Genomic DNA, 19,734 nt, shown 5'->3' with positions numbered 1-19,734 from the left:
CAGGGAAAACAGGTAGCGGGAAATCATTTCGTCGCACCTTAAATAGGTGCACGGATTGAAATTAGTAATGCTCTGGCTTTAAATCGCTCTGCAGATGTAGATACTCAACTGGAAGTATCTATATCTGTAGTATCTAACACACATGTTATAAACATAAAATGGAGGGAGATTGAATGACCTACATTGCTCATATACGCGAGAATGACAGTCAAGTACAAACAGTCGAAGAACATTTATTAGGAGTAAAAGAACTAGCTGAAACCTATGGAGAAAAAATTGGTATAAAACATTTAGCTGGTTTAGCTGGTATGCTCCATGATATGGGTAAATACACCAATGAGTTTAAAGAATATATATTGGAAGCAGTAAATAATCCTAATTCTCCACCTAAAAGGGGGAGTGTTGATCATTCAACTGCAGGGGGGAAATTGTTATATCAATTATTCCATACAGAAAATATGATTCCTTACAAAGGGGTAATATCTGAGATAGTGGGAAATGCCATTATTTCTCACCACGGATACCTTCAAGATTTTTTAAATCCAGATTTAGAATCGCCTTATTTAAATAGAGTGCGAGATAAGCAATTAAGAGGATTTGATGTTACAAAACAATTCTTTTTTAAACATGTCATAAAAGAGAAAGATTTTCATGAGTATGTTGACAAAGCTACTGTAGAACTAGAAAGTTTCCTACTTAAAGAATCCCCAGAAAATGCTGAAAAACAATTAATGTTTTTAACTAAATTCATCTTTAGTACGTTAATTGATGCCGATAGAACAAACACCCGATTATTTGAAGAAGAAAAAAGTGTAGAATCAGTAATAAATTCTGATGAGTTATTTGAGAAATACTACGAGAGACTCATGATAAAAATTAATGCTTTCAAAAAACAGCAGAATGCAAATACCCCTATTAACATGTTGAGAGCAGACATGTCAGATCAGTGTGATCAGTTCGCTGAGAGGCCATCAGGAATATATACGTTATCTATTCCAACTGGTGGTGGTAAAACATTAGCAAGCTTAAGATATGCACTAAAACATGCAAAAAACCATAATAAAAAACGAATTATTTATGTTGTACCTTTTACAACAATTATCGAACAAAATGCGGAAGAGGTTCGAAGAATATTAGAGGATGAAGAAAATATTTTAGAACATCATTCAAATATAGTTGAAGAAGTGAATGAGCATGATGAAAGTGAAGACGGTATGGTTAGCATACAACAAAAATTAAAATTAGCTAAAGATAATTGGGATTCTCCTATTATTTTTACAACCATGGTTCAGTTTTTAAATGTGTTTTACGCAAAGAGAAATAGAAATACTAGAAGACTCCATAATTTAAGTGAGGCAATTATTATTTTTGATGAAGTGCAAAAAGTTCCTGTTTCATGTGTTTCATTATTTAATCAAGCATTGAATTTTTTAAAAATATATACTCGTTCCAGTATAGTCCTCTGCACTGCTACTCAACCTGCTTTGGACTTTGTAGAACAAAAATTAGACATAAATACGGATGCTGAAATGATTAATAACCTTGATCATGTAATTGAAGCATTTAAAAGGGTGAAAATCATTGATCAAGCAACTAATGAAATCTTTAATAAAGATAAACTCAAAACATTTATACATACAAAAATAGAGGAAGTACAAAGTATCCTCATTGTTCTAAATACAAAATCAGTTGTGAGAGATTTATATACACAATTACAGAGTCAAGGATTAAATATCCCTATTTATCATTTAAGCACAACAATGTGTGCAGCACATCGACATAAAATTTTAGAAGAAGTTAGAGAATGTCTCAAAGAAGGAAGAAAAATCATTTGCATCAGCACACAGTTAATCGAAGCAGGTGTAGATGTAAGTTTTGAGTGTGTTGTTCGTTCTTTATCAGGGTTAGATTCTATAGCACAAGCTGCAGGAAGATGTAATCGCCACGGGGAAAAGGGCATACAGAATGTCTATGTGATTGATTATGAAGAGGAAAACTTAAGTCATTTAAAGGAAATTAAAATTGGAAAGAAAATAACTAAGAAAATCCTTATGGATTTAAAACATAACGATAAAATACATGGAGGACATATTTTATCAAGAGAGGCAATGAAGAGATATTTTAAAGAATATTATAGAGAATTTGAATCTGATCTAGATTATTTTATTCCAAAACTAAAAAAGAACATGACTGAGTTATTATCCGTACCAAGAATAGAAAATAGCTATCGTCGAGCATATATTCATAAACATGATAAAAAAGATATTCCATTATTTATTATAAATAGCTACCAGACAGCGGCCAAACATTTTAACGTCATTGATGATATAACCACTTCAGTTATTGTCCCATATGAAGAAGGAAAGGATATTATCGCAGAATTAAATAGCAATAATTCCATTGAGGATCTGACTCGATTATTACGAAAGGCACAGCAGTATACAGTTAACTTATTCAACTATGAAAAAGAAAAATTGATAATAAACGATGGACTCGTATACTATCTTGATGGGAAAATTCTAGCCTTGAAGGAAAGTGCTTATAATGATGAATATGGTTTGAATGTGCTTAATGAGAGCGATTTTAAGACAGCTATATTTTAAACCCTATCTTTGTTTGAGATAGGTTTTTTAATCCATGTTTTTATACCACATCAAAAGAATTCTTAAATTTCATATAATATATAATCGCTAAATATTGATATAGTTACATAGGAGGAGTATCATTAATTTACTAGAAAAATATAGAAAATGAAAAAGGAGGAAGAATCTTTGCGGAATTCTATTGAATTTGAGGTTTTTGGTGATTACGCACTTTTCACAGATCCTTTGATGAAAATGGGAGGAGAAAAGTTAACTTACCAAGTACCAACTTATCAAGCTATCAAAGGGATTGTTGAATCAATCTACTGGAAGCCAACTCTTCTTATGATTGTAGATAAAATAAGAATTATGAATGCAATCAAAATGGAATCAAAAGGTATTCGTCCAATTGAATATGGTGGTGGAAATACACTCGCAAATTACACATATTTAAAGAATGTAAGATACCAAGTTCAGGCTCATTTTATCTTTAATCCTCATCGACCTGATTTAGCTTATGATCGTAATGAATATAAGCATCATAACATCCTAAAACGTTCACTTAAAGTTGGCGGACGGCGAGACATTTTTTTAGGAACGAGAGAATGCCAAGGATATGTGGAACCTTGTGTTTTTGGCGAAGGAGAAGGCTTTTACGATAATTATGGTGGAGATATTCATTTAGGCACAATGGTTCATGGGCTTAATTATCCTGATGAAACAGGTAGGAATGAATTAGAAGTTCGATTATGGAATCCGGTAATGAGAGATGGAATTATTCAATTCATCCGACCAGAAGAATGTACAAAAATCCGTAAAATATCCAAGATGGAGCCAAAGATTTTTGACAGTTCAAACGTTGAATCAGTTGATGAGCTTATAAAACAATTAGAAGAAGGAGGTGAATAAATGAGTTGGCTATTGAATTTGTATGAGACCTATCAATCGAATTTAGATCGAGTCGGTAAAATTGAAAAAAAATATAATGGCCAAGAATATACATTGCTACCTATTTCACACACTACTCAGTCAGCAAATATTGAAGTTTTAATTACAGAAGAAGGGGAGTTCCATTCAGCAACAGTCATAGATAAGAGCGACGCCAATACATTGATCCCTTGTACAGAAGACTCTGCAAGTAGGTCTGGTACCGGAGCGTATAAAGTTCCCCATCCATTACATGATAAATTAACTTACGTTGCAGGTGATTTTGGTGAATACGGCGGTAGTAAAAAAGAAGAGGAGTCATTTGGCTATTATATCGAACAGCTAAGGAATTGGGTAGGATCCCCATATACTACAGATAAATTAAAAAGCATTTACAAATACTTAAGAAAAAAACAATTAGTGAAAGACTTGGTAGAAACCAAAATATTATGGCTTGATGAAAACCAAAAGCTGATTGGAAAATGGGATAAAAAAGTTGAAGTTTTTCTGGGGAACAAGCCCGAAATCTTTACAGTGCTTCCAGCTGGCCAAGAAGCTGCGTTTGTTAGATTTACCGTGTATTCTCCAAATAAGATGTTATCAAAGGTATGGCAAGACAAAGAAATACATAACTCCTTTATTAATTTCTATGATGGCCTCCTAGATAATGAAGATTACTGCTATGTTACAGGGGAAATAAAACCGAGTACTGATAAACATGCGAAAAAGATTAGAAATGCCAGTGATCAAGCAAAGTTAATCTCTTCAAATGATTTAAGAGGTTTCACATTTAGAGGAAGATTTACTACGTCAAATGAAGTAGCGAATATTAGCTATGATGTGTCCCAAAAAGCACATAATGCATTGAAATGGCTTATTAACAAGCAAGGGAAAATTATCGATCAACGTGTATTTCTTGTATGGGGCAATGATGCAGAAGATGTTCCAGATATTGTAGAGGATAGTTACAATATATTTTCAATGGATATAAGAGGAACTAAAAAGCGAGAAATAAAATCCTATACACATGAACAATTTGCCAATGAAGTTGCTAAGGCAATTGATGGTTATAAAAATAATTTATCTTCCAGTGAAAATGTAAATATTCTCTTGCTTGATTCAGCGACAACAGGCAGATTAGCAGTTCTTTACTATCGTAATATGGATAAAAACCTTTATTTAAATAAGTTAAAGAATTGGCATTCTACATGTGTCTGGGAGCATGGTTACCGTAAAAATGCAGATAATGAATTTGTTAAATTTTATGGGGCACCGTCAACCAGAGATATTGCATTTGCTGCTTATGGGCCAAAAGCAAACGAAAAAGTAGTCAAGAGTTTGATGGAGCGCATGCTTCCTTGCATCATAGACGGGAGAAAAATCCCTTTCGACATTGTTAGAAGTGCCTTTCAGCGTGCATCAAACCCTCTATCAATGGAAAAATGGGAATGGGAAAAAACATTAAGTATTACATGTGCATTAATTAATACAATGGAGGGATATCAATTGGTATTAGATAAGGAAAATAATAATAGAGATTATCTCTTCGGACGCCTTCTAGCGGTTGCGGATGTTTTGGAAAGAAAGGCATTAAATAATGGTGACCAACGTGCTACAAATGCTAGGAGATATATGAATTCCTTTTCTCAACATCCGGAAAGAACATGGAGGACCATTCAAGGGGCCCTACAACCGTATCAAGCACGTTTAGGGGAGAAAGTTTGGTATTATAACAAATTAATTGATGAGATTGGATCAATGATAAAAATTGAAGATTTTAATAATAAACCACTGTCTGGAAAATACTTATTAGGCTTTTATAGTCAACGGCATGAATTGTATCAAAAAAAAGAAAAAAATGTTTCACTAAATGATGCAGTAAATATTGGAGAGGAGAATTAAAAATGAAACCTTTAGATCACAAAATCGATTTTGCAGTTGTTTTATCAGTTACAAAAGCTAATCCAAATGGAGATCCTTTGAATGGAAATCGTCCAAGACAAAATTATGATGGACATGGTGAAATCTCTGATGTAGCCATTAAACGAAAGATTAGAAATCGTCTGCAAGACATGGAAGAATCTATTTTTGTTCAATCAAATGACAGGAAGGTAGACCAATTTAATAGTTTAAGAGAACGAGCAGAAACCAATGTAGATTTAGTCAAAGCGTTAAAATCGAAGGATAATCCACATGAACAATTTGCTGCAATTGCATGTAAAGAGTGGATTGATGTAAGAAGCTTTGGACAAGTTTTTGCCTTTAAAGGGGGAGCTGGAAAAGGTGTCTCTGTTGGAGTAAGAGGACCTGTTTCCATTCATACGGCAACGAGTGTTGATCCGATTGATATTACTAGTATGCAGATTACGAAAAGTGTAAATTCTGAGCCTGGGAAAGATAAAGGTTCAGATACGATGGGGATGAAGCATCGTGTTGATTTTGGAGTCTATGTTTTTTATGGAAGTATTAATACGCAATTAGCAGAAAAGACAGGTTTTACTAACGAAGATGCGGAGAAGATTAAAAATGCACTGGTTACATTGTTTGAAAATGATGCATCAGCAGCACGCCCTGAAGGAAGTATAGAAGTACATAAAGTTTGTTGGTGGGATCATAATTCAAAACTTGGTCAATACTCCTCTGCAAAAGTACATCGTTTATTAGAGGTTAAACGGAATATTGACGAGCCAAAAACAATCGATGATTATACTGTATTGGTACATGAATTAGATGATCTAAAAGTTGAGATTATTAATGGAATGTAATGAAGACAATAGTTATTTAATGTTATCTGGTATTCAACATTTTCAATTTTGTAAACGACAATGGGCCCTTATTCATATTGAACAACAATGGGAAGAAAATGTTAGGACGATTGAAGGGAATTTTCTTCATCAGAAAGCTGATCAACCATTTATTAAGGAAAAACGGGGAAACAAAATTACTGTACGTGCGATGCCTATAAAATCAAATGAACTTAGAATTACAGGAATTTGTGATGTGGTAGAGTTTATTAAAGATAATAATGGGATTGAAATAAATGGTGCCGAGGGAAAATATATTGTTCAGCCAATTGAATATAAACGTGGGAAACCGAAAATAAACGATTCGGATGTTTTGCAATTAACAGCACAAGCTATATGTCTTGAAGAAATGCTGCTTTGTGAAATAAAGACAGGCTTTATATTTTATAATGAAATAAAACACCGCATCGAAGTTCCCCTAACGGCATATCAAAAAAATAACGTTAGGTCAATCGTCAAAGAAATGTATGATTATTATAAACGAAAGTATACCCCTAAAGTAAAAACAGGATCGTTTTGCAAAAATTGTTCCCTTCAAAATTTATGCTTACCAGGATTAATGAATAAAAGATCTGTAAAAAGTTATATTGAAGGGAAGATCCATGAATGAAAAAACTTCTTAATACATTGTTTATAACTCAACCAGATGTTTATTTGTCGTTAGATGGTGATAATATCGTTCTTCTAAAGGAAAAAGAGAAGATTGGAAGATTGCCACTTCACAACTTAGAATCAATTGTATCTTTTGGCTATACTGGTACAAGTCCTGCACTTATGGGGTATTGTGCAGAAAAAAATATTTCATTGGTATTTTTAACAATGTATGGACAATTTCTTGCAAGGGTTATTGGGAAAAGTAAGGGGAATGTCATTCTAAGAAAAAAACAATATCGTATATCAGAAGATGAAGTTATATCAGCTAAAATTGCGCGCAACTTCATTGTTGGAAAGATTTACAATAACAAATGGATAATTGAAAGAATGACTCGAGATTATCCATTACGAATAGATGTGGATCAATTCAAAGCAATCTCTCAACACTTATCATCTATTATTCTTGAAGTAAGGGAATGTGAGGATTTAGAAAGATTAAGGGGATTAGAAGGGCAGGCTGCCACAAGGTATAATAAAATATTTAATCAGATGATCCTACAACAAAAAGAGGATTTTTATTTTAATAGACGTTCTCGAAGACCTCCATTAGATAATGTAAATGCAATGTTATCGTTTGCTTATACATTATTAGCAAATGATATGACATCTGCATTAGAGGGTGTTGGATTGGATGCATATGTTGGGTTTTTGCATCGAGATCGGCCAGGAAGGGTATCTTTGGCTTTAGATGTTATAGAAGAGCTACGAGGAGTCTATGCAGATAAATTTGTCTTGTCATTAATTAATAAGCGAGTCATAAACAAGGGGGATTTTTTCCAAAAAGAAAATGGAGCTGTTATCATGACGGATGAAGCTAGAAAAAAATTTATAACAGCTTGGCAAAATAAAAAACAAGAAAAAATAACACATCCATATCTTGGTGAAAAAATATCTTGGGGATTAGTACCACATGCGCAAGCTTTGCTATTGGCTCGTTATTTACGTAATGATTTAGATGAATATCCACCATTTTTATGGAAGTAGGTGTAACAGTTGCTAGTATTAATAACATATGATGTAAGTACAGCTAACAGTATTGGACAAAAAAGACTGCGAAAAGTTTCGAAAACATGTCAAAATTATGGCCAACGAGTCCAAAATTCAGTGTTTGAATGTGTTGTGGACGCAGCTCAATTTGCTACTTTAAAAATGGAATTAATTAAAATTATTGATGAGGATGAGGATAGTCTCAGATTTTATCAGTTAGGTAACAACTATAAAAATAAGGTTGAACATATCGGTATAAAGGAATCCGTTGATTTAGAAAGTCCTTTGATTTTTTAGGTGCGAATGTATAGCACACATGAAATTCCTCGTACATTCGCACCTGAATTTTCATAATTTATGAGAGAATTTTAATATTTTTCATACAGGTTCTCTTATTAAATAAAGAAATATGTATATTTTTGAACAGAATTAATGTATTTTTGTATGATTTTAAACAAAAATCGCTGTCGCACCTTATATAGGTGCGTGGATTGAAATAACTGGATTTGGAGTGCTTTGCGATGATTGAATTGTCGCACCTTATATAGGTGCGTGGATTGAAATATAGAGGACTTAGTAACGAATTTAAGAAGGTTGCGTCGCACCTTATATAGGTGCGTGGATTGAAATTTTACAACAGTAGATAAAGATGACCCTGTGCTATGTCGCACCTTATATAGGTGCGTGGATTGAAATAGCATAGAGGTTGCGGAAAAAAACATACCGAAATGTCGCACCTTATATAGGTGCGTGGATTGAAATTTTACTCTGTTGTGTCTACTTTGATAGGAATATGTCGCACCTTATATAGGTGCGTGGATTGAAATAGAAGTTTCAAATGCAAAAATCAAAAGAATTGCTGTCGCACCTTATATAGGTGCGTGGATTGAAATTTATTACAGTGCAGCAAGAAAGAATGAAGTGCACGTCGCACCTTATATAGGTGCGTGGATTGAAATTAATAGTGTAATGAGATTCATTGATGAATGTTGTGTCGCACCTTATATAGGTGCGTGGATTGAAATACGGCCCAGCTCGACAGTAAGAACTGGTGGTACAGTCGCACCTTATATAGGTGCGTGGATTGAAATATTTCCATATTAGCTTGATGTAACTTACCGTAAAGTCGCACCTTATATAGGTGCGTGGATTGAAATATTTTGGTACAGGATTTGCAGCAGGTATTGGAGAGGTCGCACCTTATATTGGTGAGTGGATTGAAATTCAATACATAAATCCAAAAAACTAACAATCGGGTCGTCGCACTTTACATAGATGCGTGGATTGAAATACAAATGAACGTGTAACAAATGGATTTTTGCTACTGTCGCACCTTACATACGTGCGTGGATTGAAATTATATTGGTCGTACAGTTAAATTAAATCGTCCGGTCGCACCTTATATAGGTATGTGAATTGAAATCACCCAAATATCGGAAAATTATAGAGTTTTTTAGTCGTACCTCTTTTAGGGGTGTTGATTGAAATCTCAATAGAAATTGTGGAAGTTTGAAACACAAAAATCAAACCCCTTATAGGGGTTTGATTTTTGTCATCACATCGTATTTACTGTACATGCTGCTCGCACCTTTTAATGGTGCGTGGATTGAAATCCGTTAACGAAAATATAAAAAGCATACGTGCCGGTCGTACCTCATATAGGCACGTGAGTTAGGACTGGTAAGATGCTTGATATTAATTTAGTGCCTCTGCTGGAGTAAGTGGCACTGCTTCAATTCATACAGCAACTAGTGTTGAACCAATTGACATTACTAGTATGCAGATTACGAAAAGTATAAATTCTGATCCTGAGAAGGATAAAGTTTCAGATACGATGGGGATGAAGCATGGTGTTGATCTTGGAGCTTATATTTTTTATGGAAGTATTCATATGTAATAAGCAAGGAGACAGATTCACCAAAGGTGATTCAGAAAAGATTAAAAATGAACTGGTTACATTGTTTGGAAATGATGGGTCAGCAGCATGCCCTGAGGGAAGTATAGAAGTACATAAAGTTTGTTGGTGGAAGCATAATTCAAAAATTGGCCAGTACTCTTCCGCAAAAGTACACCGTTTACTGGATATTAAGCGGAACATTGACGAACCAAAAACAACTGATGACTATAATATTTTGGTAAATGAATTAAATAGTTTAAAAGTTACGATTATTGATGGACTGTAATGAAGAAAACGTTAGAATGATTGAAGGAAAGCGTATCTATTAAAAAGCTAATTAACCATTTATTAAAGAAAAGTCGTACCTCTTGTAGGTACGTGGATTGAAATATTGCGACAAATATTAAAAGAACTATAGATAAGATTCGCACCTTATATGGGTGTGTGGATTGAAATAGGAAATGAAGGTAGGCTATGTCATCTTATGGCGGTTGCACCTCATATAGGAGCGTGGATTGAAATTCATGGATGTTTACGATTTCGATTACCGGGCTTGTCGCACCTTATATAGGTGCGCGGATTGAAATAATGAGGATACCTTGCAAGTATGGACGCTTGGGAAGGGCGCACCTTATATAGGTGCATGGATTGAAATCAGGCACAGATCTTTAATGTGTTAAATCTCCTTGTCGCACCTTTTGATGGTGCGTGGATTTTAAGACTGGTAAGGTAATTGATAGTAATTTAGTGTCTCTGTTGGAGTAAGAGGACCTGCTTCAGTTCATACGACGACTAATATTGATCCGATTGACATTATACTAGTATGCAGATTACGAAAAGTGTAAGTTCTGAGCATGGGAAGGATAAAGGTTTAGATACGATGGGGATGAAGCATCGTGTTGATCTTGGAGCTTATATTTTTTATGGAAGTATTAATATGCAATGAACAAGTAAGACAGATTTCACCAAATGGGATACGGAAAAGATTAAAAATGAACTGGTTACATTGTTTGGAAATGATGGATCAGTAACACGCCCTGAAGGAAGTATAGAAGTACATAAAGTTTGTTGGTGGAAACATAATTCAAAAATTGGCCAGTACTCTTCCGCAAAAGTACACCGTTTACTGGATGTTAAGCGGAACATTGACAAACCAAAAATAATTGATGACTATAACATTTTGGTAAATGAATTAGATATTTTAAAAGTGGCGATTATTGATGGACTGTAATGAAGAAAACGTTAGAATAATTGAAGGAAAGCGTATTTATTAAAAAGTTAATCAACCATTTATTAAAGAAAAGTCGTACCTCTTGTAGGTACGTGGATTGAAATTATGTGTTTGTTAAAGGAAAAGTTAAAGGATATGGTCGCACCTTATATAGGTGTGTGGGTTGAAATAGTAGTGCATTATACACACCGAGGGTCCAATTTTTCCGCACCTCTTTTAGGTGCATGGATTGAAATACCAGATGGTGTTGCGATGATAAATTTCGTGCTGGTGGCACCTTGTATAGGTGCACAGATTGAAATCAGTTTAAACTCTTAGCAAAAAAGGATACAGAGAAGTCGCATCTCTTATAGATGCGTGGATTGAAATATCAAAGTGGGTGGCCTTTCTAAAACACCTTAATGTCGTATCTCATGTAGGTGCGCGGATTGAAATCGCTAGCGCTACACGTCTAAAGGGATTGTATGGGCTTCACACCTCTAGTAGGTGTGTGGATTGAAAGTGGTAAAACACTTATAGTATTCAATTAAACCTTAACGCATTACTCGGATACTTTTTGACTATCATCCTTCATAAGCTTGAGGAAGCAGGATTTTTTTAGGTAATGCGTTAACTTTAATTAAAACTTCTTGAAATATATACCTATATTATATAATATGTAGGTATATTGTTAGTTTATTTGATTCCGTTTATTCCCACACCTTTTTTGTGTTGTGGTTGAGTTGTAGAAGCAAGTTGCGTCTTGTTTCAATTGTGAAAGGGCTTCTTTGAGCCGATTAGTGTATATATAGCTTATTTTGCTATGCACATTTTTAATCGACTTGAAGAAGCCCTTTTTGTGTTGTTTTCAAGTTCGCAGGCTGGATTATGAATCATAACAAATTGCAAATTAGAGGAGATATGAAAATGAAAAAAGATTGTAGACACTTAAGATTAGTACCAACAGCAGAGGAACATAAAACACGAATGGAAAAAAACCGGAAGTCATATGCTGCATCAGCAATGTTAATCGAATCCAGATCGAGAATTAATCAATTGCGAGGTTGTTTAGAGGCAGAAATCATATTACCTGATGGTAAAATGCAATATTTTAAACCAAACGCCATTCATGAAAAGGAAGCCATTCAAGAAATTGCGTTATTTATTGAAGGCGTACAGGAAGCAAAAGGAGGCTATGTTATCTTATGGCGCTTTGTCGGGCAACAAAGTTTTTACCAGGGTACAAAGGTCATAGCTGAACCGAAGTTTCGTAAAATTATGCGTAAGCTGAAAGATTATTTTTTTGACTACGAGGAAGTTGTTTATGAGAATGGAAAATAAGGAAGGTAGAGGGATAGATATGAAAAAAGATAACATTTGGGTAGTGTTAGATGATCCAAAAGAGCAGGAAACAAGAGAGCAATTCCAAGAGCTGGATGATATTTTTGCTGGTATGGAAGAGCTATTGGAGATTACAGATGATGAACTACCATTTTAAGCAAGTCGAGGTAGTATATAGAGGATAAAAGGAAGAACTAAGTGATGTATATACTTGGATCTTCCTTTTTTTATTGCAAAAAAAGAACTTGGAGGAAAATATTATGAAAATAGGAAATGATTTAGCGGTGGGATTTTATCCAACACCACTAACAGAAGGGAAACACTTAGTACAACTATTACAAATGGAATCACAGCGAGCGTATGCTTGCTTTGATCCATGTTGTGGAGAAGGTACAATTTTACGAAGTTTTGCAGATGAGGTGAGACAGGTTGGCATACAACTTGATACATATGGCGTGGAAGTAGATGCAAACCGATATAACAAAGCAAAAGAGCAATTAGATGTTGTAGTACGCTCCAGCTTTGAAAGCATGATGATTAGTCATGACTATTTTCCACTTATCTTTTTAAATCCACCTTATAATACGGAACTTCGTACAGATAATAAAAAATCAGAGGAAATGGAGTTCAACTTCCTAAAACGTGCTCATCATTATTTAGCAGAAGGTGGGATTATGGTATATGTCATTCCATATGACAGATTTGCTAGGGACGATATCAGTTATTTCTTAGCTAAGAATTATGAGGAAATAGGCTTAATGCGTTTTGATGATGAAAATAAGGGGTTCGATGCATTTAAACAGTGTGTCTTCATTGGACGTAAGCGTGCTACTACGAAAAATGATCCATACTTCAACGATCGATTCGCGAATTTTTGCGAAAACATGTCTGACCTTTCTTTCGTCAAAAAACATGTAAATACATTAGCAGAAATGGTAAATCGTAAGAACTGGGCTATACCAGAATTGCGTCATCAAAATAAACTTATTTTTACATCACGAGCGGATTATAAAAGTGCTTATGAAGGAGTAGGGAAATCGGAAGGTATCTCGTGGTTCAAAAAGCGTTTAAATAGAGGGAATGGCTACTCACTTCAAGTTGAGAAAACAGCTGCTGAAAGAGCAAAGATGCCAATTGCTTCCGGACAATTAGGACTATTGCTGATAACAGGTGTGGCAGACGGCTTAATGGGTGAAGGAGATACACTCCATGCGGTCCGTGGATCCGAGAATGTGTATTATGAAACTTCATTTGAGCCACTTGAAAAAACAACGAAAGAAGTTGTTTTACAAAAACGCCGCGCGAAATTTATCACCGCTACGCCAACTGGTGTTGTCAAAGAACTTGTCTAGGAAAGGAAGAAGGCTATGTCTGTACTATTGGGAATAGGAGCATTATTTATCGTATGGGAATTTAGTAATCGAATGTTTCGCATTGCTATTGTACTTACAGTCATTTGTTTATGTATTTCTCAATTCGGTGCAGGTACATATTTGGAAGTATTAGAGCAATTCTCACTGTTCCAAGGTGCAGGTGATATGCTACATGCAGCTGAGCAATCATTACCAGAATGGAAACAGTTTGTAGATTTTTAAACAATAAATTAAATGAGTAGGGCATGAAACGTATCGAATATGATGCGTTTTTTATTTTAGGAGGGAACTTTATGATACAAGAAGTGATTCAACAAGATACATTTGATCAGGAACAAACACCAGCGATGTTGCAATTGGAGACAGCCGCTGCCTCACATACAGCTTTTTGTTTTGCAATGGCAGTAAATCGTCATCATCAAATTCAATTTGCAGTACTAGGTGCGAATGACAGTACATTAAAGTCATTCCGTGCTGCCATATCAATGGGAACTAGTCGTTTGTATTTTGGAGAAGGAAAAAAAGAAGAATTACATTACATTTTAGATAAAAAAGTGAATGTAAACTCAAAAGGTCAGTTTGAATTTATTAACACACAAACAGTAAATAAGAAGAAGGCAATTATTGCATTTTCTAGAGAATTAGAAGAAAAGTATATTGTTGCAATTGACGAAGCGCCAGAGATACAAGTAAGAGATTTCCTAATGGCTCCTCCGTATGGTTTACCGATCTTAGAAGAATGGGCGAAGCCAATTTATGATGAGATGCTAACAAGAAATCTATTACAACCGTTAGAGGTGTATTTTGATAAGAATGAATTTTCTTCTTTAACGATTGCGCAAGTCTTACTAAAGGAAAAGGATTGTAAGGAGTTTTTATCAGAAATGATTCGCTCTGGGAAATGTCAATTCCCGCAAGAAGGTACAGGTGAAAAAATCAATGAAATTAATGATTTAAATGAATACCTATTGGAATATTCGCCTGTCATGCTTGATAAGGTTACAAAGTTGGATGAGCCCTTACATCAACCGATGAAAGATCAGGCATTATCTCATTTTGATACATATAAAAGACCATTATTCCCTGTACAAGCACATGTAGCAACAGGTGTAGCAAAAGCTTTACAAGTACAAAAGGGAATCATCTTGCAGGGGGAAATGAGCACGGGCAAAAGCGCAATGATGACAGCTGCAGTAGATGGCTATTTTCATTTAAAAGGGCTAAAAGGATATCGTACATGCGTATTCGTTCCACCAACTCTTACTGAGAAGTGGGCAAAAGAAGAAATACGACACTTATTACCAGACGCAGAGATACACCTTATTAAACGAACTGAGGATCTTATTCGTATTCATCAAGCTTGGATTCAGGCCGGGAGACCAAAGCCACAAAAACCAACCTTCTTTGTCATTAGTTTTACAACGATGCGAGGGGATTCTATTAAACAGATGCCACTACCTTATAAGCAAATTGCACTTTCCAAAAAATCGGAGCAAGAGGTGCAAAGATATTATAAGAATGGCTACTACTGTCCAGATTGTGGTGCTAAGTTGCGTAAAAAAACATCTTCTATCATGGTTCAACAGGCCAATGGTGAACAAAAAGAAGTATGTCAATATAAAGATTTTACAGCTAGTGATTTAGATACTAAAACGAATAAAAATAGTGTATGTGCTGATTGTAATTCAAATATTTGGAGCCCCAAAATAAAAACAAAATATGCAAGTTTTAAAGAGTGGACAAAATATGAGGAACAGTTAGTGCAGGCAATTAAAGAGGAAAATAAACCTTTACAAAAACAACTAGAGTTAGAAAATCGTGTAAAACCATATGACGCAAAACATTCAGGAAGAGCGTATAGAAAAGTAGCTGCTGTTGAGTATATTCGTAGAAAAATGAAGCATTTCTTTGACGTTCTTATTGCTGATGAGATACATGAGCTGAAAAGTGAATCTGCACAAGGAACTGCTTTAGGGAGTTTAGCAAAGGTGTGTAAGAAGTTTGTAGGTGGTACGGGGACTCTATTTGGCGGAAAGGCAAGCGACGTATTTTATACGTTATGGCGCTTATATCCTCAAAAAATGGTGAAGAGTGGGTTTAAATACAGCTCTTTAATGGAATGGAATGAAACCTACGGGAACATCGAGAGAACGTATTACCATAATGGTGAAGTTGTACCCAATGTAGCTTCGCATAGTGCACATAGGATGCTAGATAAAACAAAAGTTGTTCCTGGTATTTCACCATATGTGTTTACCAAATTCTTAATGGATACAACGATTAATGTACGCTTAAAAGATGTATGGCCAAATCCAGTCGAACTTATTAATGTACCTACGATTCTTGTAGATATGTCAGAAGAGCAAAAACAAGCCTATGAGCATATGAAAGAGTCATTTGAAAGAGCGATTGAAGCAGCAAAAGGTACACCAGATGTCGGCAAATTATGGCTTTCTTATATTCGTACAGGAAATGCCTATCCAGATAATATGAACCATTATCCTAACTATTACTTAGATGGGAATAAGAAAAATGTTGTTTGGTCCAATACAGAATACAGATTCGACGAGGATTGTATACAGCCTAAAGAGAGGAAGTTGCAAGAGATATTGCGCACTGAAATTTCTGAAGGCCGTCCAACGATTATTTATGTATCTGATACAGGATCTACAGTAAAAGAACGAGACATTCAACCTCGTTTGAAGAAGGTTGCAGAGCAAGTACCTGGAGCTAAAGTAGCAATACTCCGTACAAATACAATTGCTACGCCAAAACGTAGTCAATGGTTAGAAGAACAAGTGAATAGTGGTGTAAATGTAATTATCTGTTCACAGGAATTGGTAAAAGTTGGTTTGGATTTATTGGCAACACCAACGCTCATTTTCTACCAGCTTTCATTTAGCTTATTTACGTTAAACCAAGCCGCAAGAAGACACTGGCGTATTGGACAAACTAAGCAATGTAGAACCTTCTATCTGGGCTACAAAGAAACATTCCAAGCTCAGATGGCACAGTTAATTGCTCAGAAGAATAAAGCTGCTGAAGCAATGAATGGTGATGCAACAAGCGATGGGCTGAATGCAATGCTTGGTGATACTGGAGATCTACAGACTTTATTAATTCAAAACATTAAGAGTGGAAATAAATTAAAAGGTTCAACAGAGGAATGGACAAAAGCAGCATCTGATGAATCGAAACGCGTCCTAGCAAACATCGGTAATGTCATTACACCTGTATTTGAATCAATTGAAATTCAATTTACGAATTGGGTGGAGAAATTACCAGAAACGATGAACGTAACATTTATGAAAGAGGCTCAATTTGTACAAAGAGCAGTTGAATATATTAAAAAAGAGCAAGTACCTGGAGTTCGAGTGAAGCAGAATGTACTTGAAATAGATGGAGGAATAGAAGATGTCATTCGAGCTTTAACAACACTGAATACCAATAAGCGTATGCTTGTGCAAAAACAAGATATTACATTTTGGGATTCAGTTATTGTAGAAGTGGATTCTTCTAAAAAGAAAGGGAAACGAAAAAACAAAGTAATCGATGGACAGTTTGAGTTCGATTTATTTGGATGATCGAGAGGGGAATATTATGTTTACAAAAATTTTAATTGGTCTATTTTGTTATGTATTTTTGGTAGTTCGTAATTCAAAGAAAAAATTTCTAATAGAAGAAGCCAAGAAAAAAGAAATGGAAAATAAACCGGTGGAACGCCCTGTTTATTGGTGCCCAAGAGAAAACAAGCCTATTGGAAGGGAACAAGAGCGTGTTACTGTTCCAACAAAAGAAATCACCTTAGAAAAGGATGTAGCAAGTATATATGATTTAGTTGCTATATCTGTTCATAAGAATCTGGGTGAGGAAGAGAGTGACAGGTTAAAACATGAGGATATAGAAGAAGTGGAGTATGCTGAATCTTTTCATCATACTCCTACTTCTGAAGTTGTTTATGATATTCCTTTTCCAAGTGATGAGGATATACCTGAAGAATTATTCGAATATGAGGACATGTATCCACAACAAGAATATGTTTCAATTCCACCAGAAACGGAACACGTTTTTCCTGTTCAACAAGGAGTAGCTGATGTTGAAGATATGGATTTTGTGAGGTGGACTGCAAAAGTGATAGGACGAGAACAAGGACTGACACGTGTCATAAATATGTCTAATAAGAAACGTTATTGGATTCATACAGAGGGAGAGATATTACCAGAAAATCAATTACTGTATATAGAATTAGAGGTCGATTCACCTTATTCTTATACACTAGTTGAATGGAGTAATAGACAACTAGGGAATATATAAATCTATTTCCTAGTTGTATTTTCTTAGTTAAATAGCATGATATACAGCAATTTCTCACTCATTTGTACAAGAATAAAACATTTTTTTATTTTAGTACAAATGAGTGGGACAGAATGATTCACCATATAAGGATATTCGACTATAATGAGACATTGTACGTCATTGTAATATTGAAATGTTTTGAGATTCAAGTGATTAACAGTCTTAAAACAGGAGAATTGAGAACTCTTCGTAATATTACAATGCTTAAAATAGATTAAATCCAAACATGAGGATTATATGAAGTAAAAAATATTTTTGAGTTAAAAAAATAACAATTTTGAAAGGTGAATGTAAATGAATATTAATTCCATAAGTAACAATGTAGTAGAAAAATTAGAACAAACGGTGCGCTATGAAAAGAAACAAGTCCAGGTATTACGTGTAAGTAAAAGTAGTTCTAATATACACGCTTACATGATTTTTCCGGAATTCTCAGAGGTTAAAATTTCAAATACCGAACTGGATGAATATATAGAAAACCTGTCAACAAGCGTGAAGTATGTCATTGATCGTAAGTTGAGTCAACAAGAAATTGAAAAACAAAATCATTCTTTCATTATGACATGTGAAGTCGAGGAAGATGGTGTGATAGATGATGAAACAATTCATTTTAATACGACGTATGTAAAACCACCAACAATTGCAAATAAAGTATTTAAGTTGGTGTGTGGATTAGGGAATCGCTTAGATAGCTTAAAAGAATTACATATTACAGTATTAAATAATAATATTAACCGAATTGAAATTGAGTTTTACAATGAAAATGAAACATATGTGGCAGTAGAAAAAGAAGAAATTGCAAATGCAATTATGGGGGCATATACAAAAGCAAATATCTATTATGCAGCAGATCTTTATTATGCTGCAGAAGGAAATGAAATCAAATTAAAGAGCATCAAACCAAAATTAGCGGGTGATGTGTGATGAAACGAGAAAAAGGAATGATAGGGGTCTTATGCACGCTTGTTTTGATGGTTTTATTACTTGTACCCTTACAAGCAGCTCAAGCTTCTGTAAAAGTAGATTTTAATGAGTTAAAAGGAAATGATGTTTCGTCATCATTTAAAGATGGACTAAATAATCGAACGAAAACAACAGAGAAAGATGATTCGTTTGGATCATCAATCATACAAAAGATTGAAGGATTGTATGCGCCGGCTTTTAAAGTAGGAGTCAATATCTTTTCTATTTCATTCGTATTAGGCGTTATTGTCATGGTTATGGCATTAATTACAAAGAATGGTCAATGGATGAAGTGGGCAACCGGAAGTATGATTTTCTCATTTATCAGCATGATGTCGATGAGACTAAGTGTATACTTTTTGTTTAGTTCCGATGTATTTTCATTTATGAACATCTTTACGGATTTTTTAGACCTGTTTAAAGCAACAGCACTTATTTTCACACCCTTTATGTTAATCGCAGGTATTCGTTTAAGAAGAATTCATGAGAGTACGAAACAGCCGGAATATTACCGTTGGGCCAATCGTGTCATAACAGGATCTTGTTTGCTGTGTATGTTAGCCATACTTGCTCCATGGTTATTTGCTAATATGTGAAGAACTATATATAAAGATAGAAAAGGTACTGAATCTACATTCAG

The 19,734-nt window shown here is 34.7% G+C and carries 15 protein-coding genes, 2 pseudogenes and 1 CRISPR repeat array; all 17 genes and pseudogenes read left to right on the top strand.

Going from position 1 to position 19,734, the window contains the following annotated elements:
- The first annotated feature begins 173 nt into the window (after positions 1–173).
- The 17 genes and pseudogenes from cas3 to MKY21_RS30900 all read left to right on the top strand — a co-directional run bounded on the left by cas3 (position 174) and on the right by MKY21_RS30900 (position 19,690).
- Positions 174–2,603 carry a CRISPR-associated helicase Cas3' gene (cas3, locus tag MKY21_RS30980; protein WP_341078724.1) on the top strand — a complete coding sequence of 810 codons (2,430 nt, stop codon included), beginning with the start codon at positions 174–176 and terminating at the stop codon, positions 2,601–2,603.
- Between the two features lie 168 nt (positions 2,604–2,771).
- Entirely contained in the window at positions 2,772–3,491 is a 720-nt protein-coding gene (gene cas5c, locus MKY21_RS30975; RefSeq protein ID WP_002182196.1) for a type I-C CRISPR-associated protein Cas5c, read from the top strand.
- Complete coding sequence (gene cas8c, locus MKY21_RS30970; protein ID WP_341078721.1) at positions 3,492–5,411, top strand: type I-C CRISPR-associated protein Cas8c/Csd1; 1,920 nt, start codon at positions 3,492–3,494, stop codon at positions 5,409–5,411.
- Positions 5,412–5,413: 2 nt separating this feature from the next.
- Positions 5,414–6,274, top strand: a complete 861-nt coding sequence (cas7c, locus tag MKY21_RS30965; RefSeq protein ID WP_098286583.1) for a type I-C CRISPR-associated protein Cas7/Csd2 — start codon at positions 5,414–5,416, stop codon at positions 6,272–6,274.
- The gene (cas4, locus tag MKY21_RS30960) at positions 6,264–6,923 is read left to right on the top strand and encodes a CRISPR-associated protein Cas4 (RefSeq protein ID WP_098286584.1); all 660 of its coding nucleotides are present in this window, start codon (positions 6,264–6,266) and stop codon (positions 6,921–6,923) included. The genes cas7c and cas4 overlap by 11 nt, the downstream gene beginning before the upstream one ends.
- Complete coding sequence (gene cas1c, locus MKY21_RS30955) at positions 6,920–7,951, top strand: type I-C CRISPR-associated endonuclease Cas1c (RefSeq protein WP_098769819.1); 1,032 nt, start codon at positions 6,920–6,922, stop codon at positions 7,949–7,951. Before cas4 ends, cas1c begins: the two co-directional genes overlap by 4 nt.
- A gap of 9 nt (positions 7,952–7,960) precedes the next feature.
- Positions 7,961–8,251 (top strand): CRISPR-associated endonuclease Cas2, encoded by a 291-nt coding sequence (cas2, locus tag MKY21_RS30950; protein ID WP_098286586.1) that lies wholly within the window; start codon positions 7,961–7,963, stop codon positions 8,249–8,251.
- A 169-nt stretch (positions 8,252–8,420) separates the two neighbouring features.
- Positions 8,421–9,377: direct repeats of the CRISPR family, unit length 32 nt; unit sequence GTCGCACCTTATATAGGTGCGTGGATTGAAAT.
- A gap of 285 nt (positions 9,378–9,662) precedes the next feature.
- Positions 9,663–10,137: pseudogene (locus tag MKY21_RS30945) on the top strand (type I CRISPR-associated protein Cas7); the annotation flags it as partial.
- 463 nt (positions 10,138–10,600) lie between these two features.
- Positions 10,601–11,082: pseudogene (locus MKY21_RS30940) on the top strand (type I CRISPR-associated protein Cas7); the annotation flags it as partial.
- A 906-nt stretch (positions 11,083–11,988) separates the two neighbouring features.
- A complete protein-coding gene (locus MKY21_RS30935; protein ID WP_341078761.1) occupies positions 11,989–12,402 on the top strand; it encodes a DUF6018 family natural product bioysynthesis protein in 414 nt (137 codons plus the stop codon).
- A complete protein-coding gene (locus MKY21_RS30930) occupies positions 12,386–12,559 on the top strand; it encodes a hypothetical protein (protein WP_341078765.1) in 174 nt (57 codons plus the stop codon). The genes MKY21_RS30935 and MKY21_RS30930 overlap by 17 nt, the downstream gene beginning before the upstream one ends.
- A 103-nt stretch (positions 12,560–12,662) precedes the next feature.
- Positions 12,663–13,754, top strand: a complete 1,092-nt coding sequence (locus MKY21_RS30925; protein ID WP_341078713.1) for a DUF6094 domain-containing protein — start codon at positions 12,663–12,665, stop codon at positions 13,752–13,754.
- Positions 13,755–13,769: 15 nt separating this feature from the next.
- Complete coding sequence (locus MKY21_RS30920; RefSeq protein ID WP_341078710.1) at positions 13,770–13,997, top strand: hypothetical protein; 228 nt, start codon at positions 13,770–13,772, stop codon at positions 13,995–13,997.
- A gap of 71 nt (positions 13,998–14,068) precedes the next feature.
- Entirely contained in the window at positions 14,069–17,359 is a 3,291-nt protein-coding gene (locus MKY21_RS30915) for a hypothetical protein (RefSeq protein WP_341078706.1), read from the top strand.
- Positions 17,360–17,375: 16 nt separating this feature from the next.
- Complete coding sequence (locus MKY21_RS30910) at positions 17,376–18,089, top strand: transposase (RefSeq protein ID WP_341078699.1); 714 nt, start codon at positions 17,376–17,378, stop codon at positions 18,087–18,089.
- Between the two features lie 336 nt (positions 18,090–18,425).
- Positions 18,426–19,055 carry a hypothetical protein gene (locus MKY21_RS30905; protein ID WP_001024816.1) on the top strand — a complete coding sequence of 210 codons (630 nt, stop codon included), beginning with the start codon at positions 18,426–18,428 and terminating at the stop codon, positions 19,053–19,055.
- The gene (locus tag MKY21_RS30900) at positions 19,055–19,690 is read left to right on the top strand and encodes a hypothetical protein (protein ID WP_141534169.1); all 636 of its coding nucleotides are present in this window, start codon (positions 19,055–19,057) and stop codon (positions 19,688–19,690) included. The genes MKY21_RS30905 and MKY21_RS30900 overlap by 1 nt, the downstream gene beginning before the upstream one ends.
- Positions 19,691–19,734 lie beyond the last annotated feature (44 nt).

The organism is Bacillus sp. FSL R9-9497, from assembly GCF_038005805.1.
In the GTDB taxonomy this organism is placed as follows: domain Bacteria; phylum Bacillota; class Bacilli; order Bacillales; family Bacillaceae_G; genus Bacillus_A; species Bacillus_A cereus.
Note: the sequence above shows the minus strand (reverse complement) of the source record. Positions and strands in the feature narration are given on the sequence as shown.